The sequence below is a fragment of the Arthrobacter sp. MA-N2 genome (genome assembly GCF_000517125.1).
GTDB classification, from domain to species: Bacteria; Actinomycetota; Actinomycetes; order Actinomycetales; family Micrococcaceae; genus Arthrobacter; species Arthrobacter methylotrophus.
The window spans coordinates 989911-1015864 of sequence record NZ_KI912155.1 but is presented as its reverse complement, the minus strand read 5'-3'; the positions used below and the strand labels follow the sequence as shown (position 1 = coordinate 1015864).

Genomic DNA, 25954 nt, shown 5'->3' with positions numbered 1-25954 from the left:
GGTTAGCCCTTTACGCTTGATCCGATATTGGTGGAGATGAATTGGCGCTGGAAGAAGATGAACAGCGCGACGGCGGGGGCCGCGAGAACGCAGGCACCGGCAAGGATTGCGCCGAACGGGTTTGATGCCGTGGCGGCAATGTTCGAGATGTAGTTCGCGAGGGAGACGGCGAGCGGCTGGATGGCCTGGTCCTTGGTGACGAGGAACGGCCACAGGAACTCATTCCACGGACCGATGAAGGTCAACAGAACGGCAGTGACAATGGCGGGCCGGACCAGGGGGATCGCGATCTGCCACAGGATCCTCAGCTCGCTGGCTCCGTCGATGCGTGCGGCCTCGAACAAGGTGGATGGCAGCTGCATGAAGTACTGACGGAAGACAAACACTGCGGTGGAATTGATCGCGAACGGCAGGATCATGCCCAGGTACGTATCCGCGAGCCCGTAGTCCCGGACAATCATGACGTACAGCGGGATGAGCAGCAGCTGGAACGGGATCATCTGCACCAGCAGCATCATCCCGAACACCAGTCCTTTGCCACGGAATTGCATCTGAGCGAGCGCATAGCCCACCAGGAGCCCGAATACCACCGTGAACAAGATGACGCCGCCGGTGAAGATCCCCGAATTGACCAGGCCCTTCAGCAGGTCGATCGAGTTGTTGATGTTGCTGTAATTCTCGCCGGTGATGTTGGCCGGACTAGGGAAGGCTCCGCCCACGGAAGTATCCGGGTTGGTTTGGAGCGAGCCGATGAACATGTAGTAGAAGGGGAAGAGGAACACAAAGGCTCCCAGCGCCAGCAGCAAGAAGCTGCCCACGCCCAGGTTCTTGCGCTTCGCCACGGAACTGCCTTTGCGGGAGGCCGCGGAGCCGGAACCGGCGGACCCGGAGGTCGCCGCTTCGGAAGCGCCGGCACCCGGCCGGCGATCGTCGTCGTCGTTCTTGAGAGTGGCCCTATTGAAGATCGACACGTCAGTCCTCCTTCCCGCCGACGAGGCGTTTTTGGATCAAGGTGATCAGCAGCACGCCGATCACGAGCACCACCCCCAGCGCGGCTGCAACATCCGGATTCCCTTGCAGGATTCCCTTCTGGTACATCAGGAAAACCGGCGACGTCGAGGCTCCGTCCGGTCCGCCACCGCCGGTGAGAAGATAGGGCTCGGTGAACAGGTTCGCTCCAGTGATGGTTGCCAGCAGCGTCACCAGCACGCTGGCTGAGCGCACTCCGGGAACAGTGATGTTCCAGAACTGGACCCATTTGCTCCCGCCGTCCACCGAAGCGGACTCGTAGAGCTCGTCCGGGATGTTCTGCAGTGCGGCCAGGTAGAGCAGGATGAAGAACCCCAGCTGCTTCCAGGTCACGTAGAGCGCCACCGTCGGCATCGCCAGCCAGGAGTTCGTCAACCACGAGGGGTTCGGGGCCAGCGGCCCCAGCAGCGCGTTGACCAGCCCGTTCTGCTGGAACAGGAACAGCCAGACCCCGACGACGGCGACGCTCGCCGTGACGTACGGGACGTAGTAGGCGACCCGGAAGAAGGTCTTGAGCCTCGTCACGCGGTTCAGCGCGTTCGCCAGGACCAGGGACAGCCCCACGGTCAGCGGCACATTGATGACCAGGAAGATCCCGATGTTGGCAAAGGAACGCTGCACTTCAGGATCGGACAGGACGGTGACGTAGTTGTCCAGCCCCACGAAGGGCCGGTCAACCTGGACTCCTGGTGCAGTGAAGAAGAACTGATGGAAGGAGATGTAGACGGCGTAGCCCAGTGGATAGGCCAGCACTGCAAGGACGTAGATGACATAGGGGGCGCTGAACAGCACTCCCAGAGGCTGGCGGCCCAGGAAGTTCTTGCGTTTCCTGGGCGCCTGCCGGTGGTCCACGGCCCGCCCGGCAGTGTCTCCCGTCCGGGGACCCCCGACTGAGCGAAGTGACATGGGGATTCGCCTGCTACTTCTGGGCTGCCAGTTGGTTGATCTTGTCAGAAGCACCCTTGAAGGCGTCATCGATGCTCTGGTTGCCGAAGATCACGGACTTGCCCCACGCGTCACGGAAGGTCTGCCAGATCTGGACCGAGTTGGTGACGTTGGGAACTTCCACGGTGCGTGCGGCTTCGTCGGCGAAGGTCTTGTAGGCCGGGTTCTGGTTGAAGTAGTCCGCGTAGGCCGTGGTCAAGTCCTTGCGCATCGGCATCTGGCCCGTTTCGGAGAGGAGCTTGCCGTCTTGTTCCTTGCTGGTGGCGAACTTCATGACATCCCACGCAGTGCCTTGGTTCTTGCAGGAGGAGTACATGGCGACGTTTTTGGCGTCAGAGAAGGTGGAGCCGTTGGTCTGGGCTTGTGTACCCGGGACCGGGACGGTGCCCCAATTCACTTTGCCCTTGTAAGCGGCGACGGCCCAGGGGCCCGCGAGGGACATGCCGGCCTTGCCATCTGCGAAGGAGTCGCCTTTGTACGTTTCCTTGGACGCCAGGTTCTCCTTGTAGAGAGTCTGGAACATCGTGGCTACTTGCTTGCCCTGATCGCTATCGAAGGTGGCTTTGCCGTCCTTGATCAAGTTGGTGCCACTCGAATTGGCGGCATAGAACGGGTAGAAATCGAACCAGGACTGGAAGAAATCGCTAGCAGGTGAAGGCCACACCGCATTGGCGACGGCACCGGACTTCACGAGTGTCCGGGCGGTGTCCAGGAATTCGGACTGCGTGGCAAGCTTGGGCTTTTCCGGGTCCAGTCCAGCCTTCGCGAAGATGTCCTTGTTGTAGAAGAGGACCACGGGGTTGGACTTCCACGGCAGCTGGTACGTCTTGCCATCGGAGGACTTGTACTGATTCGCGAGGTCGCCCGTGCGGTCCTTGATGTACTGGGCTCCGTCAGGGAAGGAGTCCAACGGGACCAGGCCCCCTTGCTTCTGGAACTGCGGAACGGCCACAGGGGCCGTGTTGAAGACCAGGCAGGGCGCGTTGCCCGCGGTGATTGCCGCCCCGATGACTTCTTCGGAGCTCTTGCCTGCCGGGATTTCCTGCGCGTCTACCTGCTGGTCAGGGTGGGCCGCGTTCCATGAGGCCACCATTTCCTTGCCCCACTTCACCTCGAACTCGTTGTTGGAGTACCAGATCTTGATGGGGCCCTTTGCCGTTGTGGCGGAGTTCGCTCCGGCAGCTGTGCTGGAGGCGCCTCCACCGCATGCGGCCAAGCCGGCTCCGACCACCGCAATAGCGGTCAGGGAGAGGATCCTCGAACTAATTTTTCCGTGCTTCATTGCAACTCCTTTTGCGAGGTAAAAATTGACGGACTGCGGAGCCTTCGCCTTCACATGGGAATGGCAAATAGCCCCACCAATTGCGGGTAGATCGATCTTCGTAAGACTGGACGTGGGAGGCGGCTAGTTTTTCGGCCTGCTGGGTGCCGCCCCCGTGGAGGCTCGGACCACCAGCTTCGGGGAGGGAAGATAGACGTCCTCCGCGGGCGCTCCGCCGAGGATGCTCAGGAGCACTTGGGCGGCAACCCGCCCCCAGAGCAGCGGATCGGCCGGGATAGTGGTCAGCGGAGGATTGAGATAGCTTGCGAGCTCAGTATCGTCGTAGCCCGTGATGGAAAGATCACCGGGGACGGTCATCCCCAAGGACTGCGCGTAGGACTGGCCGGCCGTGGCCATCAGGTCGTTCGCGTAGATGATCGCAGTGGGCCGTTGGGCTGAGCGAAGCAGTTCCGCGGTAGCCGCCAATCCGCCGGCCGCGGTGAAGTCCGACTCAATGAAGGAACCGGCCTCGAGCCCGGCTTTCGACATGGCGTTTTGCCAAGCCAGCCGCCGGCTTCGGCCGTGAATGTAACTCTGGGGTCCGGCCACGTGCGCGATTCTGGAGTGCCCCAGGGAAACCAAGTGTTCGACGGCGGTGGTAATGCCCTCGGTATCATCCATGCACACTGCAGGAAATGGCGAGGAGGTTTCGGGCCGGTTCAGGGTGACGGCCGGAATCTTGAGGCCTTTCAACAAGGCGATTCGGGAATCGTCAACCCTCATATCGGTGAGGATGACACCGTCCACGCGGCCGTCGGCAGCCAGCTTCCGGTAGCCCAGCTCTTCCGCCTCGGCGCTGGCGGCGACGGTGAGGACCAAGGCGTACTCGTGCTCAACCAGCGTGGTCTCGATCCCGGCGATGAACGCGGGAAAGAAGGGATCCGTGCCCAAAAGGCGGGGATCCCGGGCAATGACGAGCCCCACGGCAAAAGCCTTGGCCGATGACAAGCCCTTGGCGCGAAGGTTCGGCTTCCAACCAAGGTCCTTCGCGACCTTGAGGATGCGCTCCCTGGTCTCGTCGCTGACCCCGGGCTGTCCGTTCAACGCGTAGGAGACGGCACCCTTACTCACGCCGGCTGCCTGCGCAACGTCGTTGATGGTCACTGTCATGTTCGCCTCATTGCCACTGGGTGATCGGAATCACTGAACCGGTTTTGTTACCTCTACTGAACCGGTTTAGTAATCGCTTGTCAAGGGCATAAGGGGGAAATTACCGGAACTCGTGCGTCATTCGTTAGCGGTAGATCCTCGCTGGCGCCCGCTCCGTCGTCGGGGCGGGCGCCAGTTTCAATGCAGTGCGGGCTAGTGCTCGGAGCCTGCGGCGGCAGCCTTCTTGGCGTCCTTTTCTGCGCGTAAGGACTCCGCCTCGTGCTGTTCCTCGGCCTTTTCCTGGTGGATGACCTCCGCGAGGAGCTTCTCCATCTCCTTCGCCACGCCGGCGGCGGAGGCCGGGTTCTGTCCGGTCACCAGCCGGTCGGCAACCACGACCTTCTCCGCAAAGACGCCGGCGGAGACATGAATCGCGCCCTGTTCCTTCAGCCGGTCTGCCAAGAAGAACGGGATGAATTTGTCCATACCTGCGGCCACTTCTTCATCGTTGGTGAAGGCAGCCACCTCCCGGCCCCCGACGAGCCGGAACCCGTCGGCCAGGTCCACGTTTACCAAGCCTGCCGGTCCGTGGCAGACCGCGCCCACTACGCCGCCGGCGTCGTAGACGCTGGCGACCAGCTTCTGCAAGCCTTCGCTGTCCGGGAAGTCCCACATGGTGCCGTGGCCTCCCACGAGGAAGACTGCGTCGTACTGGCCCGGATCAACGACGTCGACGCGCGCAGTGTTGTAGAGACCGGCGCGTGTGGCCTCGTCCTCCGTGAAGGCAACCTGGATGGGATCTTGCAAGTCCACCTCATCGTGCGGGGGCTGACCACCCTGGATGGATGCGAAGTCGACAAAATGCCCGGAATCCTTGAAGACAAATTCAGGCCCATCACATGCGCCAAGGCGTCCGGACAGCTGCCTATCGGCGTCGGTAGTTCCGGATATGCAGATAGGCCATGACTATCAGCAGCGGAACGTGGATGGCCGGCATATTGTGGGCGAACCATTTCGGAAGGTAGATGTCCGTCACCCCGCCGCTTTCGGCTCCGTAGTGTTTGGCGAGCTGCGTGAGCGGACACCGGAATCCGTTGCCGGCGAACACCAGAGATTCGCCCGCTATCACCGCCGCAGCCATACCAACTCTTCTGTCAGTGCGCCCGACCATCCCCTTGTAGAGCACGTAGACAACGCATGACTCAATCGAAAGCCATGCCAGTGTGTGGAATGTCTTGATGGCAGCGACAGCGGCTGGATGAGGCCTGGACGCTGCCTCTTCCGCCCTGCCCTGCGGTGCGTAAACTCGGCCGATCTCCATACGAATGCACCTCCTGATTCAGAACGCGGTATGCCTCGCTGCCTGGCGCTCTTCCCCAGTTCCCCATTGTGGAACTACCGGGCTCCCGGTTCTAGAGGCTTCATGAACATGCCTGCGAAGCCGTAGCCGCAATTCCCTTAGAACAGCGGCCAGGGCACCGCCGACATCTCACCTTTCGGAGCCGGAAACCGCCCTGCCAAGCGCAACCGGGCGCAGCGCGCGGCGAGCGATGCGATTTCTTCGGCGCTGAGCAAGTCCGCCAAGCTTCGGCCCAGCCCACCGCGCAGTCCTTCGCTGACGCGATCGATGCCGTCGCATTCCTCGGCGGTCAGAGGCTCTCCCAGCCATCCCCACAGCACCGTGCGCAGCTTGTGGTCACGGTGAAAAGTGAGCCCATGGTCCACGCCGTGCCGGTGTCCGTCCGTCATGGCAAGAATATGATCGCCTTTGCGGTCGGCGTTGTTGACGACCGCGTCGAACACCGCCATGCGTCTGAGCGCCGGCGAGTCTTCGTGAACAAGGGTGACCATCCGTCCGTTCTCATCTTGTCCCTCGAGAACATGTTTCCAGCCCGTCTCCGGCACCTGGTCCGTCGCGAGCAGGTTCACGGCGTTTTGGGTGGGGTCTTGCTCTTGCCAGAGCTGCACCATTCCTTCGCCCATAGGACCACCGCGCAGCCAGGTGTGCGGCACGACGTCCCAGCCGAGGACCTGCGAGACCAGGTAGGCGGCTACCTCCCGGTGAGCCAGGGTGCCGTGGGGAAAATCCCACAGCGGAGTTTCGCCTGCTATCGGCTTATAGACGACCACCACGTCGCCGATGCGGCCCAGAAATGTGGCGTTTGAAGCCGTCGTGATGCGGCCGGTGAGCGTCAGCTCGGCGGTCACTAGGTCCGGCGTTGGCATCAGGCCTCGGGAAGGGTGCAGATGTGCCCGTCGGCGTCTATGGGGTAACCGCAGAGCGAGCACGTTGGACGCCCGGCGCCCACGATCTCACGGGTGCGCTTGGCGAATGCACGGGCGGTGCCGACCGGCATTCGCACCAGCAGCATTTCAGGCTCGTTAGCGCCGTCCTCATCAAGCAATGCGTCGTTGTCATCAGCATCGAGATCGGTGATGGGATAGGCCTCTATCACGATCTGGGCCGTGGTTGGGTCCCAATCCAAGGTCATGGCGCCGGTGCGGAACTGCTCCTGAACGGCTTCGAGCTGGTCGTTGTCGACAAGTTCAATGGGAGTACTTGTGGGAACGCTGAAGGGGTTGCCCTCGACGGTGATGAGCTGGTCGAGAATTTCGTCGATCTTCTCCGCGAGCAGAGCCGACTGCTGCTTCTCCAGAGCAATACTCACGATCTGCGTTCCTGCGCGCACCTGCAGGTAGAACGTGCGCGCCCCCGGAAGGCCAATGGTGCCGACGACGACCCGATCTGGCCAGGCAAACTCGTGAACTCGTGTAGACATGTCAGTATTTTAGGCACATGAGGTTCATGGCGCCTCTTGCCCTGCACCACCGCCCACCGGCGCATCGCCAGAGTGGATGCCGTTTGACAGCCACGATAGATCACCCGCGTCGGTGTTGGTTGCGTAGACGCTCGGCCGAATAGCGCCGTAGCGCACGATCGATACGGAGGCGGGGGCCACGTTAATACGCTGGAACAGGTCAAGGTGCATGCCGAGCGCGTCGGCGATGATTGACTTGATGATGTCACCGTGGCTCACCGCCGCCCACACGGCTCCCGGCCCGTACTCGGCTTCGAAGGCTGCGTCGTGGCGTCGAATGGCTGCCACCGACCGTGCCTGCATCGCGGCCATGGATTCACCGCCGGGAAAGACGACGGCGGACGGTTGCGACTGCACAACCGACCACAAATCCTCGCTCGCGAGATCACTGAGCGTGCGGCCCTGCCACTGGCCGTAATCGCACTCGGTGAGATCGAAATCGACCGGCGCGTACGGCGTGCCGGCCTGGCGATCGAGGATGAGCCGGGCGGTCTGCTGACAACGCTCAAGAGGGCTCGAAACCACCGCGACTAAGGGCACAGCCGCGAGCCGGTCTCCGGTCAGAGCCGCCTGGTCACGCCCGATCTGGTCCAGGCTGACGCCCACGGCCCGACCGGCCAGCAGCCCAGTGGCATTGGCTGTGGTGCGGCCGTGCCGCACGAGAATAACTGTCGCCATCCACCCAGCCTAACCACCCGCTCGCTGGCGGTGTGAACTGCACCGGGCAGTCCAGTTGAAACGCGGACGGAAGGCTATGGCTCATGAGGGGGGTGGATCAGTCGGCGGCTTCCGGAGTGAGGCCCCGCTCTGCCATGACTTCCTTGACGAGGGTCAGGGCGTTGAGCACCCTTGGGAATCCGATATAGGGGATGCAGTGGATCAGGGCGCCGACGATTTTCTCCTTGCTCAGGCCCACGGTGAAGCCGGTGTTGATGTGCAGCTTCAGCTGGGGTTCGGTGCCCAGGGCCACTAGCGTGGAGATGGTTACCATGGTTTGCTCCTGTTGGGTCAAAGCCGTGCGGGAGTAGATGTCGCCGAAGGCGAAGGAGACGATGTAGTCGGAAAGGTCGGGGTCCAACTCCTTGTATGACTCCACGAGTTTGGCGTGGTCGAAGGTGTTGGCGTGTTCGGTGGAAACGAGCTCCATCATGCGGTCGAGGCCGCGCTGATAGCGATCCGTGGTCATGTGCGTATTCCTCTTTGTCTAGTGGGAAATAACGCTCCGCGCACTTTTGCGAAACGCTACGTTGCGTTACAATACTAGCATCGAACAATGAGTCGCGAAAAGGTGGTTGAGGAATGAATTTTCCACAGGGAGTCGACGGTTCCCCGGCCGGCGCGGATGCGGGGCAACGCGCGGGTTCCGGGCATTCGGGACGACGCGCGCGGTCCGAACAGAAGATTCTTGACGCCACTCGGGAACTTCTGGGGGAAGAAGGGTTCGTTAGCTTGACGGTGGAAGGTGTCGCTGCGCGGGCGGGAGTGGCGAAGACGACGATCTACCGGCGGTACCGTTCCAGGAATGATCTTGCCCTGGCCGTCTTGCTGGACATGGTGGGTGACGTCAGCACCCGGCCATACGCCGAGGAAACCGAAACCGAACTGACGAAGCTAGTGGACCGGACAGCCGAGCTTATGCGCACCTCGGTGATGGGACGGATCATGAAGGGCCTGGTCTCGGAAGTCGCCGCAGATCCCGAGCTTGCACAGGTTTATCGGGAACGGGTAGTGAGCCACCGGCTGGCGGACGTACGTGCCTTGGTTGAGCATGGCATCTCAAGGGGGGAGCTGAGGGCCGACCTCGACGCTGAAATGGTCACCGACCTGCTGCTCGGCCCCATCTATTACCGCTTCTTCCTCAGTGGCGCCCCGTTGGACGGGGGTTTCGCTAAGCGCCTCGTCACCACTTTGCTCCCGGCTTTCACACCTCGTTGATCACGCGGAGGGCGTTGAGCGTGCGGGGATAGCCGATGTAGGGCAGAAGCTGGGTGACGACGTCGAGCAATATTGCCCGATCGTTGCCGACGTTCATGTTTGCGGACACGTGCCCCTTGACCTGCGGCTCGCACCCGCCAAGCGAAACGAGCATCGAGAAGGTGAGGAGCTCGCGCATCGGCACAGTGATACCGGTGCGTGTCACATGGTCGCCGAAGCAGTTTGCCGACAGGTAGCGCTGGAAGTGCATCTCGTCGGCGGGAGCTGAGGCGTACATCTTCTCGATGACCTCGGCGCCGATGATGGCTTTCTGCACCGCGAGGCCCTTCTCCGCCCGGTCCTCGGCGGTGGTGGTCGACTGGCCCGGCAGCGGCAGTTCGACGCCGTTCTCAGTGAGGATCTCGTTCGTGGCATGGATGAAGTCAAGGACCTTGGCCATGCCGACATATGGAACTGCCTGGTAAACGATTTCCTTGATTTCAATAGGCGTGACGCCCACGGTGAGCGCTGCGCCCAGTGTGACCCGGTATTCGCTCAGGGCCTGCGAGGCGATCATCGACGCAAGCTGGACCATGAGGCGGGTCCGTGTGTCCAGGCTTCCATGGCGCAGCACTTCGTCGAAAGCGAAATTGTTGAAGTAGTCGAAGAGTTCGGGATCGGTCACCTGAAGCGTGGAGACGCGCCCCGGGAACAGCTCCTCGTGGTTCCTGCGCGCTTCCTCGGTAATGGCCATGGCTGTCCTCCCGATCCTCGGTGGTCTCCTTCAACCACTCAACACCAAGTCCGAGCGGAAAGGGAGACCCCGCTGCGCTGTGCACCAGCAGGGCCTCCCCTCGCAAGAGCCGCACTCGGCGGCAGGGCTCAGCAGCCCTCGAAATCCGTGAGGACCTTGACCTTGTCCGCTGATGCCGATGCCGGGTCGAAGGAATAACCGAGCCACTCCCGGGCAAGCCTGCTGGCAAGTTCCACCCCGACCACACGCTGGCCCATGGTGAGCACCTGGCAGTCGTTGGACAGGATGGAACGCTCCACGGAGAAGGAATCGTGCGCGGTGGTAGCGCGGATACCGTCCACCTTGTTCGCTGCGATGGCCACGCCGATTCCTGTACCGCAGAAGAGGATGGCCCGGTCCGCATGACCGTCCCTGATGAGCTCGCCCGCCTTGATCCCGACATAAGGGTACGGCGTGGTGAAGTCTTCCCCGGAGTCGCTGCGGTTGACGCCGATATCGATGATTTCGCTGACCCTCGGATCGTTCCGCAAGTCAGCCATGATCCGGTCTTTGTAATCGACGCCTGCTTCATCGGCGCCCAGGATGAGTCGGAAACCCATGGTCTGTCCTTTCGTCGTCATGCGATGACTCCCATGCGCACAAGGTGCGGGCCCATGATGGTGAAGATCATTGCCAGCGAGGTGGCTCCGGGATCGGCTGTGCCCACGCTCTTTTCGGCGAGTGGCCGGGCCCGTCCTTTGAGCGGGCGGAGCGAAGCCGTGGCTTGCGCGGCCTCGGTGGCTGCCGCAGCAGCTTCGGCCCAGGCAACTTCCGGAAGGACGTCCTCGGACACGAGCTTGTTGAAGGTGTCCACGAAGGGGAGCAGGGCATCCACCATGGTCTTGTCGCCCACCTCGGCCTTGCCAAGATCAGTGATCCGCGCGGCGAAAGCTGTCACCGCAGCGGCCAGTCCAGCCGGTTCCGGCGCCTCGTCATTACCGAGGGATTCGCCGAAAGCCCGAAGGCCTGCGCCCCACAGAACGCCCGACGTTCCGCCGGCCTTGTCCGCCCAAGCATCGCCGGCGGCCCCCAACATATCGCCGGCTCCGGCACCGCTGGCCAGCGCCTTCGCGGCGGCCGACGTGGCGGCGTCGATGCCGCGGACCATCCCGCGGCCGTGGTCGCCGTCGCCCGCTACCGCGTCCATGTCGCCAAGATGCGTTTCGGCGTCGTGCAGTGCTTCCCGGGCAGCTTCCAGAGCGGCCGCGCAGTTCGCGGCGTAGTCGCGTGAGTCCGGGGTGGCCGCGAACTCCGGGGCCACAGCGCCGCCGTCGAACGCTTCCTCCGCGAGCTGACCACCGGTCGGCAGGGAGGCATGGCCGCGACGGTACGCCGGCGTTTCGGCGGGCGCCGTCCACAGCGGCTCAAGTTCCTCGTCCAGCCACGTGATGGTGAGGGAGACACCGGACATGTCCAGGCTCGTGACCAGTTCTCCGAGCTCCGGCATGACCAGTGTGTATCCGGCAGCGCGCAGCAACGGAGCCACGGTCAGCCACAGGACGAAGAGTTCCTCGTGCTTGGTGGAACCGAGGCCATTGAGGATCACTGCGATGCGCTTTCCTGCCCCGGGCGGCGTCTCTGCGAGCAGCCGCGCAACGAGTTCTTGGCCCAGTTCCTTGGCAGCCGGAAGCTCGGTGTCGAACAGCCCGGGTTCGCCGTGGATGCCCAGGCCAAGGCCCATCTGCTTGTTCTTGAGGGTGAACAGCGGTGCCTCGGCGCCGGGAAAAGTGCAGCCGTGGAAGGCGCTCCCGATGGTCCGAGTGAGGCTATTGGCCTTCCGGCCCAAGCGTACGACGTCGGCCAGTCCGGCTCCCGCTTCGGCGGCGGCACCCATGATCTTGAAGACCGTGAAGTCACCCGCGATGCCGCGGCGTTTGGCGGATTCCGACGGCGGTGCGCTGGCAATGTCGTCCGTGACCAACACGTTTTCCACGGCGATGCCTTCTGCGGCCAAGCGCTCGCTGGCCATGCCGAAGTTGATGACGTCCCCGGCGTAGTTGCCGTAAGCGAATACCACTCCGGCGCCGGAATCCGCGGCCTTGGCAACGGAGTAGGCCTGCTGGGCGGAAGGCGAAGTGAAGATGTTGCCCACGACCGCGCCGTCGGCCAGTCCTGAGCCGATGAGCCCGGCGAACGCCGGGTAATGCCCGGATCCGCCGCCGGCGAGGACGGCAACCTTGGGCTGCTGGGGACGGTAGCGGCGGACGGCTCCGCCGGGAACCTGGCGCACCAGGCCGGAATGGATGTCGCAGAAGCCCGCGAGGGCTTCCTCGGCGAAATCGGCGGGATCGTTGAAGATTTTGGTCATCGTGGGCTCTTTCGGCTACGGATGTGGGAGCTGCTAGTGGATGTGGCTTCCGCCATTGATGTCGATGGTGGTGCCCGTGAGGTAGGCGGATTCCTCGGAAGACAGGAATGCGATGACGGCTGCGATTTCCTCGGTGGTGGCGTTGCGGCCCAGCGGGATGCCGGCGTTGATGGCGGCTTCCTGCTCGTCCGTGCTGCCGACGCGGATGTTGGTGTCCACGGCGCCCGGGGTGATGGCGTTGACGGTGACGCCGGTGGCGCCGATTTCGCGTGCCAACGCCTTGGTGAAGCCGAGGATGGCTGCCTTCGCGGCGGAGTAGGGGACCTTGCCGAAGACGCCGCCACCGCGCTGGGCGGAAACGGAGGACATGTTCACGATGCGGCCCCAGCCGCTGGCGATCATGTCCGGCAGGAAAGCCTTGGTCACCAGGTAGGTGCCGGTGGCGTTCACGTCCATGACCTTGTGCCAGAGTTCCAGCGTGGTTTCGAGGAACGGCACGGGAGACGTGATGCCCGCAATGTTGGCGAGGGCGCCGACGGCGGGGAGGGTGCCCGCGCTGATCTCGGCGGCGACCGCTTTGTAGGCCGCGTTGACGGAGTCTTCGTTGGCGACGTCGATTTCGTAGCCGAAGGCGGGCACGTTGAACTGGTTGCCGATGTCCGCTGCGACCTTGGCGGACTTCTCGCCGTCGAGGTCCAGGATCACCACGGCCCAGCCGTCATTGGCGTAGCGGCGTGCGGTGGTGATGCCGATGCCCCGGTCCGAGGTTGCCCCGGTGAGGACGGCGGTGCGCTGGATGGTGCTGGTCATGATGCTCCTTGGTTTTGTTGGTGTGAAAGTCAGATGAGGTCTGAGATGAAGCTGGCGGCCTTGGCGGCCGCCGCCGGGCGTTCGTCGTGGGTGACGTCGCGGGTTTCGAGCTCGAGCGAGAAGTGCCCGCCGTAACCGGCCGCCGCGAGCGAGCTGAGTCCCGCGGCGAAGTCCGCCTGGCCGTTTCCGATGCTGAGGTTGATGTTGCCCGGAACCGCGTCCCTTAGGTGGACGTGGGCAATCCGGCCTTGGTGGCGTTCGATGTACTCCAGCGGGTCTTCGCCCGCGGCGACAATGTGGCTGAAGTCCATGACGATCCCGACGCCGGAGCCCGCCAGTCGCGCGGCCAGCAGTTCGGCACGTTCCAGGTTCCAGCAGAACCGGAGGAAGTGCAGGGATTCCGTCCAGAGTTCGACGCCGAACTCCGCCGCACGCTTTCCGGCACCGATGAGCTGGGCTGCGATGGTGTCCAGATCCTCGTCGAGGCTGCGGACCGGATCGTGTTCCAGGGCGCCACAGGGGAGAACCAGGGCCTTCGCTCCGGTGTTCGCGGTAAGGGTGAGGAGCGCATCGAGGTGCCTTAGCCGGGTGCTGCTCTGCCCGGCGTCGAGCAGTGCGTTGAGGTCTCCGATATCGCCATTGACGGAACGGACCCGCAAACCCGAGGCGGCGACTTGAGCGGTCACGGCCGCGACGGCGTCGGAATCAAGCTCATAGGGAACGTGATCGCAGACGCCCGGCAGTGCGCCGAGGTCGATTTCCTCGAAGCCCAGGCCGTTGATCGTGCGCAATGCCATGGGCAGGTCCTGGTGCCGGAAGCTGATGGACGAGCAACCGAGTCGGGAGTTGAACATCTTCGTTTCCTCCAGTCGTGCCCGAAGGCAGTAGTGATGGGAACCACAATACGTAAGTTGACTGTCAACAGTCAACCCTTGAAGTTGACTGTTGACAGGACTGGATGACGCAGGTCACACTGACATATCATGTGTTAACAGTCGACAGTGCTGAGGCGCCTTGCCTCAGTCGCTCTTCGAAAGGGATTCACCAATGAGCAAAGAAGCTCTGACCATGCGCGGTCCGGTCCACGGCACCAAGGACGCCAGGCGCGTCGCCATCGGCTCCGGTGTGGGCGCAGTCATCGAAACCTATGACTTCATCGGCTTCGGCACCGCGGCTGCCCTGTACTTCGGAACGGCCTTCTTCCCCACGGGCGATCCCGTGACCGGCACCCTCGCCGCTTTCGCCACTCTCGGCGTCGGCTTTGCCGCCCGCCCCATCGGCGGCATCATCGGCGGCCATCTGGGTGACAAATTGGGACGTAAGCCGGTCCTCGTGGCCTCCCTGATCCTGATGGGCGTGGCTACATTCTTGATCGGCCTTCTTCCCACGTACAGCCAAGTGGGCCTCCTGGCGCCGGCGCTCCTGGTGTTCGTCCGCATCGTCCAGGGCCTGGCCTTCGGAGCCGAATGGGGCGGGGCCATCCTGATGAGCTACGAGCATGCTCCCTGGAAGAAGAAGGGGAAGTACACAGGCATCGTCCAGACCGGATTCCCCGTGGGACTCCTCCTGGCCAACCTTGTCTTCCTTGGCAGCGTCCAGCTCGGCGGCGAACTTGCCTGGCGCATTCCGTTCCTCGCGAGCATGGTGTTGGTTGTTGTGGGCTTGATCATCCGCTCCAAGGTCCCGGAATCCCCGGTCTTCGACGAGGTCAAGGACAGCGGGGCCATCGTTAAGTCGCCCATCGTAGAGGTCCTGAAGACCGACTGGCGCAACATCGTCAAGGGCATCGGCCTCCGCATTGCCGAGACCGCGGGCTACGCCGTCTCCATCACGTATATGATTTCCTACCTGAACGGCCAGCACCTGGCAGATAAGACCCAGACTCTGGTGGCCCTCTGCATCGCCTCGGCCATCGGCATCTTCGCCACCCAGGCCTGGGCGCGGCTCACGGACAGGATCGGACGGCGCCCTGTCTACATCTGGTCCTGCGCTTTCGCGGTGCTCTTTGCCATCCCGATGTTCCTGCTGGTCAATACCGGTTTGTTCATCTTTATCATTGCCACGATCGCCGTCTCCTACGGCGTCTGCCAGAACTCCCTCGCCGGTGCCCAGGGCGCCTGGTTCCCCGAGCTGTTCCAGGCGAAGACCCGCGCCTCCGGTGCCTCGCTTGCCTACCAGATCTCGGCCACCATCTCGGGCTTCACCCCCTTCATCACCACCCTGCTCTTCGTCGCCATGGGATGGATGGGCCCGGCGTTGCTCTTCGGTGCCTACGCAGCCATCGGCCTCTGGGCGGCTTTGGCTACCCGCGAAACCTGGGGCAAGCGTGAGCGCCAGCTGGCAGATGAGGCCACCAAAAGCACTCCCCAGTCGGTGAATGTCTGATGACGGTGGAACAGGTGCAATACACGGCAGGACGTGCCGGAGAATCAGCGATGGAACGAGTTGACCGGGTGGCTGCAGCCGCTCACCGTATCCGGCACTATGCCCTCAACATGGGTGAAGTCCAAGGGCAGGGCTATGTTGGCCAGGCACTCGGAGCGGCGGACATGCTCGCAGCCATTTACGCAGATCAGCTCCGCTACCGCGCCAATGACCCCGAATGGGAGGGGAGGGACCGATTCCTGCTCTCCACGGGCCACTACGCGATCGGCCACTATGCAGCATTGGCCGAGGCCGGAATCATTCCCGTCGAGGAGCTCGAAAGCTACGGTTCGGACGATTCCCGGCTCCCCATGTCCGGGATGTCGAGCTACACGCCGGGCATGGAGATCTCCGGAGGTTCGCTGGGACACGGGCTCCCCATCGCCGTCGGAATTGCCCTTGGTCTTCGGCACCGCGCTCCATCGGGACGGGGATCCAACGCGAGGGTCTACAACTTCCTCTCCGACGGCGAGCTTGACGAAGGTTCCACCTGGGAAGCCGCCATGGGCGCCCACCACCACCAGCTGGGCAACCTGACGGCCATGGTGGACATTAACGCCCTGCAGGCCGACGGGAAGACAGACACGGTCCTCCGGACCGAGCCCGTGACGGAAAAGTGGCAAGCCTTCGGCTGGTACACGCAGCGGGTGGACGGGAACGACGTCGGTGCGTTGCTGGCCGCGTTCGACAACGCCGCCGCCCAGGCCGCCGCCGTCGGACGTCCTTCCGTCATCTTGTGCGACACGAAGGTGGGGCGCGGCGTGCCGCTGCTCGAGGAACGCGAAAAGGCGCACTTCATGCGCATCGAAGAACACGAATGGCAGCTGTGCCGCAAGCAGCTGACCGCAGGATCCAAAGGGAAGGTCACCCGATGAGCACCGTCACTGCCCCGAAACTAAAGACCTCCGCCATGATCGCGTCGTTCGCGGATCCGGGCCAGAAGACTTCTTCCGCGCCTTTCGGCCACGCGCTGGTGAAGGCCGCCGAGGCCGACCCGCGAATAGTCGGACTCACCGCTGACCTGGGCAAATACACGGACATGCACATCTTCGCGCAGGCCTTCCCGGAGCGGTTCTTCCAGATGGGCATGGCTGAGCAGTTGCTCTTCGGCGCGGCGGCAGGGCTGGCCGAGACCGGCTTGGTGCCGTTCGCCTCGACCTACTCCGTGTTCGCCGCGCGCCGGGCCTACGACTTCCTGTGCCTCGACATCGCCGAGCCGAACTTGAACGTGAACATTGTGGGCGGACTCCCTGGCCTGACCACGGGCTACGGACCCAGCCACCAGGCCACGGAGGACATGGCCATTTTCCGCGGCATGCCGAATCTGACCATCGTTGATCCATGCGACTCCGTGGACATCGAACAAGCGGTGCCGCAACTGGCAGCAAGCGACGGTCCCACGTACCTGCGCCTCCTTCGCGGCAACGTCCCCACGGTGCTGGACGAGTACGGCTACACGTTCGAACTCGGCAAGGCGAAGGTGCTGCGGGGCGGCAACGACGTCGTGTTTGTCTCCAGCGGGCTGATGACTATGCGTGCGCTGCAGGCCGCAAAGGCGCTCGCCGCGCACAAGGTGGATGTCGCCGTCGTGCATGCTCCCACTATCAAGCCGTTCGACGCTTCCACCGTCTTGGCGGAGCTGAACACCGACCGCCTGGCCGTTACGCTGGAGAACCACAGCGTGGTGGGCGGCTTGTTCGAAACGGTGGCATCGGCCGTGGTCACCGCGGGCCTGGGCAAGCGTGTAGTTCCCGTGGCGCTACCGGATGAATTCCTCGACGCCGGTGCGCTGCCCACCCTGCATGAGAAGTACGGATTGTCGGTACAGCGGATAGTGGCGAAGGTCTTGGCCGAACTGGGCTAAGTCAGTCTTTCGTGGGGCTTGGAATGCGCGGGGCAGGCATCGGCCGGTTCCGTGCTCCTGCCGTAAGATCAACAGTTAACACACCGACTGTAAACAGTCGACCACTGACACTGAAGGACGGACATGATGGCTGGAGCAACAGCACCCCTTCTAGGGCTGGAAAAGAAGAGCCTTCGCGAGCAGGCTCTCTCCGCGCTGCGGACCGCCATCACGAGTGGCGAACTGGCACCCGGCCGGCACCTGGTGGAAACCGAATTGTCGGACATGCTCCAGATCAGCCGAGGGACACTCAGGGAGGCGCTGAGGCAACTTGAGCAAGAGGGCCTCCTGTCGGCAGGGCCCCGTGGCCGGCTCTCCGTCCGCCACCTCGATGCCAAGGAAATCCGCGATATCTACTCGGTCCGCGCAGCCTTGGAATCCCTCGCCGCGCGCACGCTTTGCGAATTGCCCGACCGCCAACAGGTAATCACCTCGCTGCGCGCAGCCGTCGACACCATGGCGGCCGCAGCCGAGGGAAGCCTGGAGGAACGGATCGAGTCCGATCTGGAATTCCACCGCACCATGTGCCGCCTCACCGGCAACGAGACACTGCTTCATTCCTGGGAATCGCTGGAGGGATCCATCCGGATGTCCATCATGTTCGCGGGGCTGGAAAAGGGCGTCAAGAACATGAGCGTCGAGCGCCACCACGACATTGTGGCCGCCATCGAAACCGGGGATGCGTCACTGGCCCGCAAGACCATCATCGAGCATATGGACAGCGCTGCCGCGGTGTTGGTCGCATAGGGGCTCGACGGCGGTGCCCGCGGCGGCTTCTGCATCTGTCGCAAGAGAATCGTTACATGTAACATTGATTTCATGGCAGTTCGAGATCGGGTCGGCGAATACCGTAAGCGGATGCGCGAGCACGGCTTCCGTCCCATCCAGATATGGGTGCCGGACGTTCGGTCTCATGGGTTCGACGCCGAAGCCCACCGGCAGGCCGCTGCCGTGGCAGCTGCTGGACAGCACTCCGATGACCAAGAGTTCATCGAGGCTGTGGCAGCGTCCTGGGACGACGAGTGAACCGTGGCGAACTCTGGACAGTAGCCGGCGGCGTCCACGCCTCCAAGCCACGGCCAGCGCTGGTGATCCAGGATAACCGATTCGACGTCACCGATTCCGTTACAGTGCTTCCTCTGACAACAACCCTGATTGACGCACCTCTCCTGCGGGTCGGTGTCTCCGCCTCGGAGCTGTCAGGCTTGCGGCAAGAAAATCAGGTGATGATCGACAAGTTGACGACCGTCCGACGTTCCAACGTGCAAAGCCGGGTGGGCCGCTTGACGGCCGCTCAGCTCGTTGAGATTGAAAGGGCTTTGCTGGTATTCCTCGGCCTTGCCGGCTAGCACAGCGTCGAGCCCTCCGGTGGCCGTCCGCGACGGCGGCGCTCAACTTCGCGGTAACCGCGCCTCCGGTGGGGGTCACTGCCAGTACCCCTCACGGTAGAGACTCCCTCATTCTTCCGGCAGCTTGTTTCCTTAACCCATGACACACCCCGAAACCAAGTGGCCGGCTCCGGTTCCCCCGTCGGACATGGCCGATGCGCCACGGGCACGCCTCACGCTCGCGATTGCGTCCTTGGGATTCTTTTTGATCACCTTGGACATCCTGATCGTCAACGTTGCGCTCACCAGCATCGGGCGGGAACTCGGCGGCGGGACGGCCGGGCTGCAGTGGGTCATCGACGGGTACACGCTGATGTTCGCCGCGTTGTTGCTGTTTGCAGGGAACCTGTCGGATCGGATCGGCGCGAAGACCGCTCTGGGGTGGGGCATCGCGCTGTTCCTCGTGGCGTCGGTTGCGTGCGCACTTGCGCCGACGTCGGGGGTTCTCATTGCTGCCCGCTTCCTTCAAGGGGGAGCGGCATCCATCATGTTGCCGGCATCGATGGCACTGATTCGACAGGCCTTTCCGGATCCGCGCCGTAGGGCACACGCCCTCGGGATCTGGGCCGTCGGAGGGGCCGTCGCCGGCGCTGTCGGCCCCTTGGTCGGCGGCCTGCTCACCACGGTGAACTGGCGACTCGTGTTCGGCATCAACCTTCCGGTCTGCATCGCGATGCTCGTACTTCTGGCCTCCGTTGCCACCTCGCCCCGCCGCCCCAGCCCTTTCGACTGGGCCGGTCAGGCCGCAGCGGTCCTCGCCCTGACCGCGTTGATGTACGGGCTCATCACGGGTGGTTCCGAGGGTTTCGGCACGGTGACCGTGGTGGCCAGCCTGGTGCTCGCAGCCCTCAGCCTTGCAGCTTTCCTCCTGATCCAGGCGCGCGTGCGGCACCCGATGATGCCCCTTGGGCTGTTTCGCTCCGCTGGCATGCGGATCTCCCTCTCGGTGGGATTCGCGTTCATGGTGGGCCACTTCGGGACGGTCTTTGTTATCAGCCTCTTCCTCCAACAGCATCTTGGCCTGACCCCACTTCAGGCTGGATTCGCTTTCCTTCCTTCTGCGGCATTCAGCATCGTCGGCAACATCGTCAGCGGGAGCCTCTCGAACCGCTTCGGGACGCGGGTGCCTGTGGTGGTGGGGCTGACGTCCATGGTCTGCGGAATCGTCGCCATGCTCCTCACTGCGCCGCTTGGATCTCCGCTCCTCGTCGCATTGTTCCTGATCCTGACGGGTTCCGGCGGATCAATCGCGATGCCGCAAGTCACCGCCGTCGTCCTCGCAAGCGTGCCCGGCGACAAGGCGGGCACGGCGAGCGCAGTGTTCAACACATTCCGTCAGGTGGGCGGCGCCGTCGCGATCGCGGTTTTCGGCGCGCTGATCGCCGGCCGCGGCGGCTTCGTCCAAGGAATGCAGACGAGCTTCATTATCGCGGCGTCCCTGCTCCTGCTCACCGCCATCGCGAGCCTCTTCATCCACGTTCCGGCCAGGGCTCAGGGGAACGCGCCGTCCCGCTAATTCATGCTCCGACGTAGGCCGCCAAGTGCTTGCCCGTGAGGGTGGAACGAGCCTCGACGAGATCGGCCGGCGTGCCCTCGAAAACGACCTGTCCACCGTCGTGACCGGCGCCCGGGCCGAGGTCGATGATCCAGTCAGCGTGCGCCATGACTGCTTGGTGGTGTTCGATCACGATGACCGACTTCCCGGAGTCGACGAGCCGGTCCAGGAGGCCCAGCAGGTTCTCGACGTCCGCGAGGTGGAGGCCGGTGGTCGGTTCGTCGAGGACGTAGACATCGCCCTTCTCTGCCATCTGGGCGGCCAGCTTGACGCGCTGCCGTTCGCCACCGGAGAGCGTGGTGAGTGGCTGCCCGAGGGTGAGGTAACCGAGTCCGACGTCGACCAGCCGGTCGAGGATCTTGTGGGCGGCAGGCGTGCGCGCCTCTCCTTCGCTGAAGAACTCCGCCGCCTCGGTCATGGACATCGCCAGGACGTCGGCGATGTTGCGACCGCCCAGCGTGTATTCGAGCACGGAGGCCTGGAAACGCCTGCCCTCGCACTCCTCACACGTAGACTCCACGGTCGCCATGACGCCCAGTTCGGTGAAAATCACCCCCGCGCCGTTGCAGCTGGGGCAGGCGCCTTCCGAATTGGAGCTGAACAGCGCAGGCTTCACGCCGTTGGCCTTCGCGAACGCTTTGCGGATCGGTTCGAGCAGTCCGGTATAGGTCGCCGGGTTGCTGCGCCGCGAGCCCTTGATCGCGGCCTGGTCGATGACCACCACACCTTCCCGGCCAGCCACGGAACCGTGGATCAGCGAGCTCTTCCCGGAACCCGCCACGCCCGTGACCACGCAGAGAACGCCCAGCGGCACGTCGACGTCGACGTCGCGGAGGTTGTGCGTCGAGGCGCCGCGCACCTCGAGGGCCCCCGACGACGTCCGGGCCGATTCCTTGAGCCGCGCCCTATCGTCGAGGTGCCGTCCGGTGATGGTGTCACTCTGCCGCAAGCCCTCCACGGTGCCCTCGAAGCAGACGCTACCGCCCTCGGTACCGGCGCCGGGACCAAGATCGACCACGTGGTCGGCGATCGCAATGGTCTCCGGCTTGTGCTCGACAACCAGCACCGTGTTGCCCTTGTCCCGGAGCTGCAGCAGCAGTTGGTTCATCTTTTCGATGTCGTGGGGATGCAGGCCAATGGTCGGCTCGTCGAAGACATACGTAATGTCCGTGAGGGACGAGCCGAGGTGGCGGATCATTTTGGTTCGCTGTGCCTCGCCACCGGACAGCGTGCCGGCCGGCCGGTCCAAGGAGAGGTAACCCAGCCCGATTTCGGCGAACGAGTCGAGGAGGTGCCGCAGACCCGCGAGAAGCGGCGCGACCGACGGTTCCTGGAGGCCCCGGACCCAGTCGGCCAGGTCGCTGATCTGCATTTGGCACAGCTCGGCGATGTTCTTGCCCTGGATCTTCGAGGACCGGGCCTCCGGGCTGAGCCGGGTACCGTCGCACTCGGGGCAGGCTTGGAAAGTGATGGCGCGCTCCACGAAAGCCCGAACGTGCGGCTGCATCGCGTCCACGTCCTTGGAGAGCATCGACTTCTGGATCTTCGGTATCAAGCCCTCGTAGGTGAGGTTGATGCCTTCGACCTTGATCTTGGTGGGCTCCTTGTAAAGAAGGTCGTCCAACTCCCTCTTGGTGAACTTCGAGATCGGCTTGTCCATGTCGAAACCGACGCCGCTGAAAATGCGGCCGTACCAGCCGTCCATGCTGTAGCCGGGGATGGTCAAGGCACCCCCGGCCAGCGACTTGCTGTCATCGTAGAGCGCCGTGAGATCGAAATCGGAAACCGAGCCCATGCCTTCGCAGCGCGGACACATGCCGCCAAGATAGACCGCGTTCCGGACCACGCTCTTCTCGACCCTGCCGCCCTTATCCGTGCTCATCACCCCGCTCGCCTTTCGCGTCGGGACATTGAAGGAGAACGCCGTGGGCGGCCCGACGTACGGCGAGCCAAGCCGGCTGAAGAGGATGCGCAGCATGGCGTTGGCATCAGTGGCCGTGCCGACAGTCGAACGGGGGTTCGCGCCCATCCGCTCCTGGTCGACAATTATGGCCGTGGTAAGTCCCTCAAGCCGGTCGACGTCGGGCCGGGAGAGGTTCGGCATGAAACCCTGCACGAACGCGCTGTACGTCTCGTTGATCATCCGCTGCGACTCGGCGGCGATCGTGGCGAACACGAGCGAACTCTTGCCCGAGCCGGAGACGCCAGTGAACACTGTCAGGCGGCGCTTCGGTATCTCAACGGTCACGTTCTTGAGGTTGTTCTCGCGCGCACCCTGGACCCGGATCAGATCGTGGGTGTCGGCAACATGCGTCTCAGGCGACTGTGTTTCCGTCCGCGAGTCCGTTCCGGTGGTAGTGCTCATTGTGTCTCCATCTGTTACGCGGGACCGCATTTGCGCTCTCCGTCGGCGTCTGGCTCTATCTAACCAGCTTCGAGTAATACGTCTTGGCCGGGACTCAGGGATCCTGAAGCAGCCCGAGGACGTTGCCATCCGGATCGGTGACGGTTGCTACCAAACGGCCGCCACCGACGTCGTGGGCTGCTTCCTTCACGGTGGCGCCCGCGGCGGTGACTTCCGCCAGCTTCGCCTCGATGTCCGAAACGTGCCAGTAGGCTACGGGCGAGGTCATTCCTTGCGGGCCGCCGCCCGGGACCAGCCCGATGTGCTGCCCCGCGGCATCGAAGCCAACGTAGTAGGGACCGTCAGCTTGTGGTTGTATGCCAAGCAGGGCGGAGTACACGGCTTTCGCTGAGGCGAGATCGGAAACGGGATGCAGCACGGTCTTGATTCCCTCGGTGGGAGAAGGGCTCATGATTTCTCCTGAAGTCGTTGCGGGACGAAGCTTCCGTGGACGGTGTTGTCCATGACCGCCATTCTAGGCGCGGGCAGTGAGCGGCGCTTCTCCGATCCTGACGGGTCTGGTTGCGGACTCAGACCCCGCCCCCGAGGTGCTGGATCAACGCATCGAGAATCGGCACTTGGCCGCCTACCAATTTGGTACGGGCAACACTTGCCGTGGCCCAGACGGCGTTGTCGATCTCCGGGTAGCTCCGGACCACACCGGATCCCTTCGGCCACTCCAGGTCAAAAGTGTTGCTCACGATTTTCCCGGGGTCAAAGTCAGACTCTGCCGCGAAGGCCGTGATGAGCTTGCCCGACGGTTGCCGGAAGGTGCCCAGCTTAAGGTAGCCGACGGCGGGTGCGGCAACGCCCATCTCTTCCGCGAATTCACGCTTGGCAGCCACCAAGGGATCCTCGTCTTCGAGGTATTCGCCCTTGGGGATGGACCACGCGCGCTCATCCTTGCGGGCCCAGAACGGTCCGCCCATGTGCGCTATCCACACTTCCAGTTCCGCGGTGGGGCTCTCGCGGTACAAAAGGATTCCTGCGCTTCGAACGGTCATCGCGTCCGCGTTTCTTCCGGTTTCAGCCGGTGTAGCCCTCCACTTGCTTGGGAGGCCGTGGTCTGGCATCGTTCGGGTTCTCGCCGTATTGCCTCTTGGCCCGCCGCTGCCGCAGCAAGTCCCAGCACTGGTCCAGGTCCTGTTCGATGTGCTCCAGCCTTGCGCGGTCAGGGGCATGACCGGGACCCGGTGGGGCTGCCTCTGCCTTTTCCCGGAGCTCCCGCTCCTCCTCCACAAGCGACTGGATACGGTCGAGAATGCCCTTTTCGTCCATGGAGTCCTTCTTCCTGAAGTAGCCGTTACCAGTCAGCGTAATGAGGTGCGCTGGGCGTGGCCAGAGGGGCACGTTGCCTGGACCATCCCGGCAACTTCCCGATTGCGGAATACTTGGATTCAGGTCCAGGATTTCCGCAAGCGAAGGCGGTTTGAACCGTGAACGGTGAAAACAGTGCGTTCAGGCACCGGCTGGAGCGTGCCATGGAGCTGCGAACTCTGCGCGCCACCGGCATGACAGCCAAGGAAGAAGCCGAACTTGAGGCCGCCGAGGAAGAAGAGCGGCGGAAGCGCAAGAAGGTGGGCGACGCGGCGCGGGTCGAGTACTTGATCCGCGATGCCATGGCGCAAGGAAAGTTCGACAACCTGAAGTACTCAGGCAAGCCGATTCCCGGGCTGGGGGAGCGCTACGATCCCGATTGGTGGGTCAAGGGCCTCATCCAGCGCGAGCACCTCAGCGGCCTGGGCCCCAAGGCCATCCTGCTGCGCACGGAAGACGCCGAATTGGATGCGAAGCTCGATGCCCTGTACTCAGAGACGCAAGTGCGCGAGGTGGTGGAGGACTTCAACGCCCGGGTCATCGACGCGCGTCGCCAGCTCCAGGGCGGACCTCCGGTGATCACAAAGACCCGCGACATCGGCGTCGAGCTGGAGCGCTGGCGCGAGCGCCGGGCCGCTGCCCAGGCTGCCGCCGCGGCAGCCGCCGCGGCCCGGGAATCCCTGAACCAGGAACTTGCGAGCAAACAGCTGTGGTGGCGCCGCATCTGGAACGGATCGGGCTAGGCCCCCGACACCGAATTTGCTCGCCACGTAGCCGCTCATCCCAGCGACGCCTTGTTCGCCGGCCGTGGAGGGCATGTTCACGATTGCCCCGCCGTTTCCGCCGGCCAGCATGAGCTCAATTTCGTATTTCAGGCAGAGGAACACTCCGCGAAGGTTTACCGAGACGGCACTGTCGAATTCCTCGCTCGCCCACTCGGCCAGCGGCGCCGGGATCCGCCCGCCGAAGCGATCGCGGCGACCTTCTCGGACAAGCCCGCGCCGTCCCGGGCGGCAAGGACAACTTGTGCCCCGGCGCCGGCAAGCGCCATGGCGATCTCCGCACCGATCCCGCGGCTGGCTCCGGTGACGAGCGCGACTTTGCCGGACAGCGGCCGGAGGGGATCCGCCGTCGTCATGGCGTTGCCCGGGTGGGGTGGGGCGCGCGCGATCGCGGCTCCCGGTTCGCGGCCGCCCGGGTGTGCGGCAGCAGGAACCCCACGGCAACCAGCCAGAGGAGGCCGCCGAAGCGCCCGATGGGAAGCAGGAATTGCAGCGGCTCGATCGCCATGGACAGGAAGCTCAGTTCGGAGAGGGCGGCAAGGGCAAGGCCCGCCCAGGCCAACCAGCGGGGCACGAACCGCAGGATCAGGGCCGGCACGGCGATGCCCGCAACCATCAAGCCGATTCCGACGACGAAGCCGACCCCTCCGGTGATGAACGCAAGGAACGCGAGGGCGTGGGTGAGCGTCGCATCCGTGGTGATTTCGGGCCGGCTCAAGAGCCACGTCACGGAACCCGAGAACATGAGGAAGATGGCCGCAGTGACCCCTCCGAAAAAGCCGATGGCCGGCCCGGGAACGCGCACGCCCAGCCGAAGCTGCCGGGCGTAGACGGTGGCGGCATAGATCCCCAGCGGCACCGCGGAGCCGAATTGGAGCATGCCGCCGACCCGCATCGCGGCAACGTTTTGCTGGAAGAAGGCGGCCACTTGCCCCGCCGGGGCGAAGAGCGAAACGAACGTTTGGCCGCCGCTCAGGATTGCGGACGTGATGAGGCTGGCCAGGAAAATGCCCAGGCTGACAAGGGCAAGGATGCCGGGGTGCGGGCCGCCTTGCCCGGCCCGGCTGGCGTCACCGGGAATCGAACGACTGCTCATGGCTGAACCTTTCGTAATTGCATCACTACTCAAATAGTTCACCTCTGGAATTGTTCT

29 protein-coding genes and 2 pseudogenes are annotated in these 25954 nt (G+C 63.7%); 9 read left to right on the top strand and 22 right to left on the bottom strand.

What is annotated here, in order from left to right; all coding sequences use genetic code 11:
• Positions 1-2: 2 nt before the first annotated feature.
• From A3M3_RS0105220 to A3M3_RS0105175, 10 genes and pseudogenes are all read right to left on the bottom strand, one after another.
• On the bottom strand, positions 3-758 hold the full coding sequence (locus A3M3_RS0105220) for a carbohydrate ABC transporter permease (protein ID WP_231497316.1): 756 nt from the start codon (positions 756-758) through the stop codon (positions 3-5).
• A gap of 214 nt (positions 759-972) precedes the next feature.
• On the bottom strand, positions 973-1935 hold the full coding sequence (locus A3M3_RS0105215) for a carbohydrate ABC transporter permease (protein ID WP_028265464.1): 963 nt from the start codon (positions 1933-1935) through the stop codon (positions 973-975).
• A gap of 13 nt (positions 1936-1948) precedes the next feature.
• Complete coding sequence (locus tag A3M3_RS0105210) at positions 1949-3256, bottom strand: extracellular solute-binding protein (protein ID WP_028265463.1); 1308 nt, start codon at positions 3254-3256, stop codon at positions 1949-1951.
• Between the two features lie 123 nt (positions 3257-3379).
• Positions 3380-4405, bottom strand: a complete 1026-nt coding sequence (locus tag A3M3_RS0105205) for a LacI family DNA-binding transcriptional regulator (RefSeq protein ID WP_028265462.1) — start codon at positions 4403-4405, stop codon at positions 3380-3382.
• A gap of 192 nt (positions 4406-4597) precedes the next feature.
• Positions 4598-5275 (bottom strand): annotated as a pseudogene (locus A3M3_RS23830) (type 1 glutamine amidotransferase domain-containing protein); the annotation flags it as partial.
• 34 nt (positions 5276-5309) lie between these two features.
• Entirely contained in the window at positions 5310-5705 is a 396-nt protein-coding gene (locus tag A3M3_RS0105195) for a hypothetical protein (protein WP_081736694.1), read from the bottom strand.
• Positions 5706-5842: 137 nt separating this feature from the next.
• Positions 5843-6610 carry an SCO1664 family protein gene (locus A3M3_RS0105190; RefSeq protein ID WP_028265460.1) on the bottom strand — a complete coding sequence of 256 codons (768 nt, stop codon included), beginning with the start codon at positions 6608-6610 and terminating at the stop codon, positions 5843-5845.
• On the bottom strand, positions 6610-7164 hold the full coding sequence (locus tag A3M3_RS0105185) for a DUF3090 domain-containing protein (RefSeq protein WP_028265459.1): 555 nt from the start codon (positions 7162-7164) through the stop codon (positions 6610-6612). The genes A3M3_RS0105190 and A3M3_RS0105185 overlap by 1 nt, the downstream gene beginning before the upstream one ends.
• A gap of 24 nt (positions 7165-7188) precedes the next feature.
• Positions 7189-7881, bottom strand: a complete 693-nt coding sequence (locus tag A3M3_RS0105180; RefSeq protein WP_028265458.1) for a histidine phosphatase family protein — start codon at positions 7879-7881, stop codon at positions 7189-7191.
• Between the two features lie 97 nt (positions 7882-7978).
• Positions 7979-8389 carry a carboxymuconolactone decarboxylase family protein gene (locus tag A3M3_RS0105175; protein ID WP_028265457.1) on the bottom strand — a complete coding sequence of 137 codons (411 nt, stop codon included), beginning with the start codon at positions 8387-8389 and terminating at the stop codon, positions 7979-7981.
• Between the two features lie 113 nt (positions 8390-8502).
• Between A3M3_RS0105175 and A3M3_RS0105170 the strand changes: the two genes are divergently transcribed.
• Positions 8503-9138 carry a TetR/AcrR family transcriptional regulator gene (locus tag A3M3_RS0105170; protein WP_028265456.1) on the top strand — a complete coding sequence of 212 codons (636 nt, stop codon included), beginning with the start codon at positions 8503-8505 and terminating at the stop codon, positions 9136-9138.
• Here A3M3_RS0105170 and A3M3_RS0105165 read toward each other — a convergent pair.
• The 5 genes from A3M3_RS0105165 to A3M3_RS0105145 all read right to left on the bottom strand — a co-directional run bounded on the left by A3M3_RS0105165 (position 9125) and on the right by A3M3_RS0105145 (position 13882).
• Positions 9125-9871 (bottom strand): carboxymuconolactone decarboxylase family protein, encoded by a 747-nt coding sequence (locus A3M3_RS0105165; RefSeq protein WP_028265455.1) that lies wholly within the window; start codon positions 9869-9871, stop codon positions 9125-9127. The two genes, A3M3_RS0105170 and A3M3_RS0105165, sit on opposite strands and share 14 nt — an antisense overlap.
• A 128-nt stretch (positions 9872-9999) precedes the next feature.
• Positions 10000-10491, bottom strand: coding sequence for an RpiB/LacA/LacB family sugar-phosphate isomerase (locus A3M3_RS0105160; RefSeq protein WP_028265454.1), 492 nt, complete (start codon positions 10489-10491; stop codon positions 10000-10002).
• Positions 10488-12218, bottom strand: coding sequence for a dihydroxyacetone kinase family protein (locus A3M3_RS0105155; protein WP_028265453.1), 1731 nt, complete (start codon positions 12216-12218; stop codon positions 10488-10490). Before A3M3_RS0105155 ends, A3M3_RS0105160 begins: the two co-directional genes overlap by 4 nt.
• 33 nt (positions 12219-12251) lie before the next feature.
• Positions 12252-13028 (bottom strand): SDR family NAD(P)-dependent oxidoreductase, encoded by a 777-nt coding sequence (locus A3M3_RS0105150; RefSeq protein WP_028265452.1) that lies wholly within the window; start codon positions 13026-13028, stop codon positions 12252-12254.
• A 29-nt stretch (positions 13029-13057) separates the two neighbouring features.
• Entirely contained in the window at positions 13058-13882 is an 825-nt protein-coding gene (locus A3M3_RS0105145) for a sugar phosphate isomerase/epimerase family protein (RefSeq protein WP_028265451.1), read from the bottom strand.
• Between the two features lie 193 nt (positions 13883-14075).
• On the opposite strand from A3M3_RS0105145, the gene A3M3_RS0105140 reads away from it, so the two are divergent.
• The 7 genes from A3M3_RS0105140 to A3M3_RS23825 all read left to right on the top strand — a co-directional run bounded on the left by A3M3_RS0105140 (position 14076) and on the right by A3M3_RS23825 (position 20259).
• Positions 14076-15413 (top strand): MFS transporter, encoded by a 1338-nt coding sequence (locus tag A3M3_RS0105140; protein WP_028265450.1) that lies wholly within the window; start codon positions 14076-14078, stop codon positions 15411-15413.
• Positions 15413-16327, top strand: a complete 915-nt coding sequence (locus A3M3_RS0105135; RefSeq protein ID WP_028265449.1) for a transketolase — start codon at positions 15413-15415, stop codon at positions 16325-16327. The genes A3M3_RS0105140 and A3M3_RS0105135 overlap by 1 nt, the downstream gene beginning before the upstream one ends.
• Positions 16324-17316 carry a transketolase family protein gene (locus tag A3M3_RS0105130; protein WP_028265448.1) on the top strand — a complete coding sequence of 331 codons (993 nt, stop codon included), beginning with the start codon at positions 16324-16326 and terminating at the stop codon, positions 17314-17316. The genes A3M3_RS0105135 and A3M3_RS0105130 overlap by 4 nt, the downstream gene beginning before the upstream one ends.
• Before the next feature lie 126 nt (positions 17317-17442).
• Positions 17443-18102, top strand: a complete 660-nt coding sequence (locus tag A3M3_RS0105125) for a GntR family transcriptional regulator (RefSeq protein WP_028265447.1) — start codon at positions 17443-17445, stop codon at positions 18100-18102.
• A gap of 72 nt (positions 18103-18174) precedes the next feature.
• Complete coding sequence (locus A3M3_RS0105120) at positions 18175-18381, top strand: antitoxin MazE family protein (RefSeq protein ID WP_028265446.1); 207 nt, start codon at positions 18175-18177, stop codon at positions 18379-18381.
• Positions 18378-18704: a type II toxin-antitoxin system PemK/MazF family toxin gene (locus A3M3_RS0105115; protein ID WP_028265445.1), complete on the top strand. Its 327-nt coding sequence runs from the start codon at positions 18378-18380 to the stop codon at positions 18702-18704. The genes A3M3_RS0105120 and A3M3_RS0105115 overlap by 4 nt, the downstream gene beginning before the upstream one ends.
• A gap of 139 nt (positions 18705-18843) precedes the next feature.
• Positions 18844-20259, top strand: coding sequence for an MFS transporter (locus A3M3_RS23825; protein ID WP_081736693.1), 1416 nt, complete (start codon positions 18844-18846; stop codon positions 20257-20259).
• Between the two features lies 1 nt (position 20260).
• Here A3M3_RS23825 and A3M3_RS0105105 read toward each other — a convergent pair whose 3' ends face one another.
• The 4 genes from A3M3_RS0105105 to A3M3_RS0105090 form a co-directional block, all read right to left on the bottom strand.
• On the bottom strand, positions 20261-22663 hold the full coding sequence (locus tag A3M3_RS0105105; RefSeq protein ID WP_028265444.1) for an ATP-binding cassette domain-containing protein: 2403 nt from the start codon (positions 22661-22663) through the stop codon (positions 20261-20263).
• Between the two features lie 94 nt (positions 22664-22757).
• On the bottom strand, positions 22758-23114 hold the full coding sequence (locus tag A3M3_RS0105100; RefSeq protein WP_028265443.1) for a VOC family protein: 357 nt from the start codon (positions 23112-23114) through the stop codon (positions 22758-22760).
• Between the two features lie 118 nt (positions 23115-23232).
• A complete protein-coding gene (locus A3M3_RS0105095; RefSeq protein ID WP_028265442.1) occupies positions 23233-23706 on the bottom strand; it encodes an NUDIX domain-containing protein in 474 nt (157 codons plus the stop codon).
• A gap of 22 nt (positions 23707-23728) precedes the next feature.
• Positions 23729-23980 carry a DUF2630 family protein gene (locus A3M3_RS0105090; RefSeq protein ID WP_028265441.1) on the bottom strand — a complete coding sequence of 84 codons (252 nt, stop codon included), beginning with the start codon at positions 23978-23980 and terminating at the stop codon, positions 23729-23731.
• A 203-nt stretch (positions 23981-24183) separates the two neighbouring features.
• Between A3M3_RS0105090 and A3M3_RS0105085 the strand changes: the two genes are divergently transcribed.
• Positions 24184-24762, top strand: a complete 579-nt coding sequence (locus tag A3M3_RS0105085; protein ID WP_197023123.1) for a J-domain-containing protein — start codon at positions 24184-24186, stop codon at positions 24760-24762.
• A gap of 45 nt (positions 24763-24807) precedes the next feature.
• Here A3M3_RS0105085 and A3M3_RS29465 read toward each other — a convergent pair.
• The 3 genes and pseudogenes from A3M3_RS29465 to A3M3_RS0105075 all read right to left on the bottom strand — a co-directional run.
• Positions 24808-24963: pseudogene (locus A3M3_RS29465) on the bottom strand (SDR family NAD(P)-dependent oxidoreductase); the annotation flags it as partial.
• Positions 24918-25157: an SDR family NAD(P)-dependent oxidoreductase gene (locus tag A3M3_RS28415; protein WP_028265439.1), complete on the bottom strand. Its 240-nt coding sequence runs from the start codon at positions 25155-25157 to the stop codon at positions 24918-24920. The pseudogene A3M3_RS29465 and the gene A3M3_RS28415, both read right to left, overlap by 46 nt.
• Entirely contained in the window at positions 25154-25897 is a 744-nt protein-coding gene (locus tag A3M3_RS0105075) for a hypothetical protein (RefSeq protein ID WP_035741373.1), read from the bottom strand. Before A3M3_RS0105075 ends, A3M3_RS28415 begins: the two co-directional genes overlap by 4 nt.
• Positions 25898-25954: the final 57 nt, after the last annotated feature.

Coding starts and splice junctions, on each gene's coding strand:
- A3M3_RS0105220 (WP_231497316.1), bottom strand. CDS start 758: ATGTTCATCGGCTCGCTCCAAACCAACCCGGATACTTCCGTGGGCGGA.
- A3M3_RS0105215 (WP_028265464.1), bottom strand. CDS start 1,935: ATGTCACTTCGCTCAGTCGGGGGTCCCCGGACGGGAGACACTGCCGGG.
- A3M3_RS0105210 (WP_028265463.1), bottom strand. CDS start 3,256: ATGAAGCACGGAAAAATTAGTTCGAGGATCCTCTCCCTGACCGCTATT.
- A3M3_RS0105205 (WP_028265462.1), bottom strand. CDS start 4,405: ATGACAGTGACCATCAACGACGTTGCGCAGGCAGCCGGCGTGAGTAAG.
- A3M3_RS0105195 (WP_081736694.1), bottom strand. CDS start 5,705: ATGGAGATCGGCCGAGTTTACGCACCGCAGGGCAGGGCGGAAGAGGCA.
- A3M3_RS0105190 (WP_028265460.1), bottom strand. CDS start 6,610: ATGCCAACGCCGGACCTAGTGACCGCCGAGCTGACGCTCACCGGCCGC.
- A3M3_RS0105185 (WP_028265459.1), bottom strand. CDS start 7,164: ATGTCTACACGAGTTCACGAGTTTGCCTGGCCAGATCGGGTCGTCGTC.
- A3M3_RS0105180 (WP_028265458.1), bottom strand. CDS start 7,881: ATGGCGACAGTTATTCTCGTGCGGCACGGCCGCACCACAGCCAATGCC.
- A3M3_RS0105175 (WP_028265457.1), bottom strand. CDS start 8,389: ATGACCACGGATCGCTATCAGCGCGGCCTCGACCGCATGATGGAGCTC.
- A3M3_RS0105170 (WP_028265456.1), top strand. CDS start 8,503: ATGAATTTTCCACAGGGAGTCGACGGTTCCCCGGCCGGCGCGGATGCG.
- A3M3_RS0105165 (WP_028265455.1), bottom strand. CDS start 9,871: ATGGCCATTACCGAGGAAGCGCGCAGGAACCACGAGGAGCTGTTCCCG.
- A3M3_RS0105160 (WP_028265454.1), bottom strand. CDS start 10,491: ATGACGACGAAAGGACAGACCATGGGTTTCCGACTCATCCTGGGCGCC.
- A3M3_RS0105155 (WP_028265453.1), bottom strand. CDS start 12,218: ATGACCAAAATCTTCAACGATCCCGCCGATTTCGCCGAGGAAGCCCTC.
- A3M3_RS0105150 (WP_028265452.1), bottom strand. CDS start 13,028: ATGACCAGCACCATCCAGCGCACCGCCGTCCTCACCGGGGCAACCTCG.
- A3M3_RS0105145 (WP_028265451.1), bottom strand. CDS start 13,882: ATGTTCAACTCCCGACTCGGTTGCTCGTCCATCAGCTTCCGGCACCAG.
- A3M3_RS0105140 (WP_028265450.1), top strand. CDS start 14,076: ATGAGCAAAGAAGCTCTGACCATGCGCGGTCCGGTCCACGGCACCAAG.
- A3M3_RS0105135 (WP_028265449.1), top strand. CDS start 15,413: ATGACGGTGGAACAGGTGCAATACACGGCAGGACGTGCCGGAGAATCA.
- A3M3_RS0105130 (WP_028265448.1), top strand. CDS start 16,324: ATGAGCACCGTCACTGCCCCGAAACTAAAGACCTCCGCCATGATCGCG.
- A3M3_RS0105125 (WP_028265447.1), top strand. CDS start 17,443: ATGGCTGGAGCAACAGCACCCCTTCTAGGGCTGGAAAAGAAGAGCCTT.
- A3M3_RS0105120 (WP_028265446.1), top strand. CDS start 18,175: ATGGCAGTTCGAGATCGGGTCGGCGAATACCGTAAGCGGATGCGCGAG.
- A3M3_RS23825 (WP_081736693.1), top strand. CDS start 18,844: ATGACACACCCCGAAACCAAGTGGCCGGCTCCGGTTCCCCCGTCGGAC.
- A3M3_RS0105105 (WP_028265444.1), bottom strand. CDS start 22,663: ATGAGCACTACCACCGGAACGGACTCGCGGACGGAAACACAGTCGCCT.
- A3M3_RS0105100 (WP_028265443.1), bottom strand. CDS start 23,114: ATGAGCCCTTCTCCCACCGAGGGAATCAAGACCGTGCTGCATCCCGTT.
- A3M3_RS0105095 (WP_028265442.1), bottom strand. CDS start 23,706: ATGACCGTTCGAAGCGCAGGAATCCTTTTGTACCGCGAGAGCCCCACC.
- A3M3_RS0105090 (WP_028265441.1), bottom strand. CDS start 23,980: ATGGACGAAAAGGGCATTCTCGACCGTATCCAGTCGCTTGTGGAGGAG.
- A3M3_RS0105085 (WP_197023123.1), top strand. CDS start 24,184: ATGGAGCTGCGAACTCTGCGCGCCACCGGCATGACAGCCAAGGAAGAA.
- A3M3_RS28415 (WP_028265439.1), bottom strand. CDS start 25,157: ATGACGACGGCGGATCCCCTCCGGCCGCTGTCCGGCAAAGTCGCGCTC.
- A3M3_RS0105075 (WP_035741373.1), bottom strand. CDS start 25,897: ATGAGCAGTCGTTCGATTCCCGGTGACGCCAGCCGGGCCGGGCAAGGC.